We start from the raw sequence: 3016 nt of genomic DNA on the forward strand, positions 1-3016 counted from the left end.
ACAGTGATCTTGGCCGACACGGTTCTAGCAGGAGCTCCGTCCCATTTCAGGCGACTTGACGCAACCGCCCAAGGCTCTATCTACACGGCGTTGCGGATAGATCAGGTCGACCAGGCCCAGGAGGAGGTCCCGCGCCAACTCAGGGCAGGCGGACGTGCCCAGTTCCATGCCCGAGCGGTAGGAACGGGTCCCGGACGGGAACGTGCAGGCGATGCCCAGAGGGTGCTCGACCAGGTGAGCTGCCATCAGTTCTCTCCTTCCTCGTCGGCGAACTCCTCGGCGACTTCCCGGACGAGCTCGTCCGGGTCAAGGAGGCCCTCCTCTTCGCCGACTGACCGATAGGCGTCCTGGTAGACGCGGGTCATGTCGAGGCGCCGCAGATACGATTCCGTCGTGCGGACGCTTGAGTGACCAAGCAGGTCACGCAGGACCATCAGCGGGTCGGCCTTGGCCAGGTAGAGAGCCAAAGCCGCGTCAGTGTCGGTCGCGGCCACCAGCTTCGCGGCCTGGCGGTAATAGCCGCTGACCAGTAGCTCCAGGGTTCGAAGCGAGAAGCTGTGGCGGAGCCGGTGCGGATGGACATGCGGGAAGCGCGGTTCCCACCGCTGCCGGATTCGTTCCGAAGTCCGCTCGAACACCGTGCTCCACGCGGTGAACGGCCCGCCCCTGGACTTCAGCGCCAGTAGACACGCCCCGCCCTCGGCCGCCACCAGTCTCCGTCGCTCCGCCGGGGTCAGGACCTCCCACCGCACTCGGACCCCGTTGACCCGACCACCCCGGTGATCAGGATCAGTCACGGTCAACGGCCCGCCCCACCCCCGCGGTGGCCGCCACCCGGAACCCTCGGCGACCACCGCTCGGTCCAGCTCCAGGTACTGGTGCACTGCTGCCAGGGCCTCGTATGAGATCCACGTGGTGCGGAACTTGCGGCCCTTGGTAACGCCCGACGGAACCGGGAAGGCGATCGGCAGCGAGGTCCGCCGGGAGGGCAGCGGCGGAATCTCGTAGGACAGCAGGTAGGTGAACTCCTGCAGTCGCAGCCCGGTCGCCAGCGCCAGTCCGCCGATTGCCGCGTTGCGCCCCAGATCCCGGCCCCGGAACGACCGGTCTTCCTCACCATCCGGAGCCAGTCCGCGCAGCCCCTTGAGGAACAGCTCCGCGAAGTCGCCCTCCAGGTGTTTGACCGTCACATGCGGCTTCGGCGCGCGGCGGCTCGCCAGGTTCACCGCCTGCGTGCGTACCTGGTCGGCGTAGATCACCGTGGCGGCCTTGTAGGTGAACGGCTCCGCCCGGGCGTGGCCCTCCGCAACCGCCCATCGGTAGAAGGCAGACAGGATGCTCACGTGCTGGTTCCAGGTCGAGACTTCAAACCGCGCCTCCAACGGCCCTGCGGCGCGATGGTCGGCGTACGCGCTCAACGCGCCCTTCAGAGCCGCCCGCTCATCGCACAGATCGACGTCGATGCCGGCCAGGAACGCCATCCAGTCCCGTAGGACCCGGGCGTAGTACTCCCATGACCGGGGCGACGGGCAGCCGCTGGCTGGCAGCTCGCGGAGCCACCGGTTGACCAGGACCGTGCGCCGCTGACCGGCTGGGTCTTCGAAGAGCAGATCGTCGTCCACCAAGACCGGCATCCCCGCGGGGATCACCGGCTTCGCGCTGATCTCCCAGGACGTCCACGCCTCCGGGCTGAAGTAGCTGAGGTACACAGCTCGGAACATAGAGCGAGACACAAGGCGGTGCGGACCACAGAAGCCGACATCACCCGATCCAGGACACCGTCAAAGAGACGCTGCATCAAAGCAGAGACAAAGGCGTGCCGATCCCGGGCCTACCGGTGGCGCGCTGCCCGCCGGGCCCAGCTCGCAGCGTGACGTCAAGCCGTTGCGGAAATCGACGGGCTACCGGCGGTATGACGCCTGGACGTCACGTTCCAGCCCCGTGCGGAGCGCAGGAATCAGAACTCTCTGGAGGCAGGCCCGTTGTCCTGTCTCGCGTGACGTTGCCGTTGTCTCACTGGATCTTGGTGGATTCGGGCCTGGTCTCGGGTGATGCTGCCGGTGAAGGGCAGGCTGGCGGTCTTGCGTCTCAGTTGATCTTGCCGGTCGGATCTGTTCGTCTCAGCAGGTCCTGCTTCTGACCCCACCGAGTCTCAGCGGTTTTCCCTCCCACGAGCGGTTTACGGGCATTCAGTCTGGTGGCGGCCGTCGAGTGTGGCTTGCTCGGATCAGCACGAGCTCGCTTCGGGAGGGTCGGTGGGTGTCGAGGGGCTGGGGCAGGCTGACTTCGAGGTTGCGTACGCGGATCAGGACCGTGTGCGTCGCCGCGAGGCGTTGACGGCCTGCTGGACGTTGCGGTTCGAACGGCTGCCGCCGGTGCGAACGGTCAGGTCGTACCCGGGGCAGAGGTCGGTGACCCGCGACTACTGGGTGGCGACGACCGGCGGGACCGTGTCGTGCGAGTCGCATCTGGAGCGGCACCACGCGATGCTGCTGGACTTCGATCCCCAGGTGAGGGGTCTGGTGGGGCAGCCTTTCCGGCTGTTCTGGCCGGGCCGGCGAGGGGGACGCGGGCACGTGCCGGACTTCTTCGCGCGACTGGGCGACGGGGGCGGTCTGGTTGTCGATGTTCGCCCGGACGGGCAGATCGAGCCGGACGATGCGGAGGCGTTCGCGGCCACGGCCCGGGCCTGCGAATCGGCCGGCTGGTCGTTTCGCCGAGTGGGGCTGATCGATCCGGTGCTGCTGGCGAACGTAAAGTGGCTTGCAGGCTACCGGCACCCGCGCAATCAACGGGACGAAGTGGCAATGGAGTTGGAGGAGGTATTCGCCGAGCCGATGCCGCTGATGGCCGGGGCCGAACGTGTCGGTGACCGGTTGGCGGTGCTGCCGGTCCTCTACCACCTGCTCTGGCACCGGGTCCTGGAGGTGGACCTGGCCGCGGGGGTGCTCGGGCCGCACAGTGTGGTCCGGCAGGCGGTGACTGTGCGGTGAGGCGTCCGCTGGTGGTCCGGCCG

At 67.7% G+C, this 3016-nt stretch carries 2 protein-coding genes; one reads left to right on the forward strand and one right to left on the reverse strand.

Going from position 1 to position 3016, the window contains the following annotated elements; genetic code table 11:
• Window positions 1–245 precede the first annotated feature (245 nt).
• Complete coding sequence (locus ACGF12_RS38165; protein ID WP_393041135.1) at window positions 246–1709, reverse strand: site-specific integrase; 1464 nt, start codon at window positions 1707–1709, stop codon at window positions 246–248.
• 546 nt (window positions 1710–2255) lie between these two features.
• Between ACGF12_RS38165 and ACGF12_RS38170 the strand changes: the two genes are divergently transcribed.
• A complete protein-coding gene (locus ACGF12_RS38170) occupies window positions 2256–2993 on the forward strand; it encodes a TnsA-like heteromeric transposase endonuclease subunit (protein WP_393041138.1) in 738 nt (245 codons plus the stop codon).
• The last annotated feature ends 23 nt before the right edge of the window (window positions 2994–3016 follow it).

It is taken from the genome of Kitasatospora sp. NPDC048296 (assembly GCF_043201815.1).
In the GTDB taxonomy this organism is placed as follows: Bacteria; Actinomycetota; Actinomycetes; order Streptomycetales; family Streptomycetaceae; genus Kitasatospora.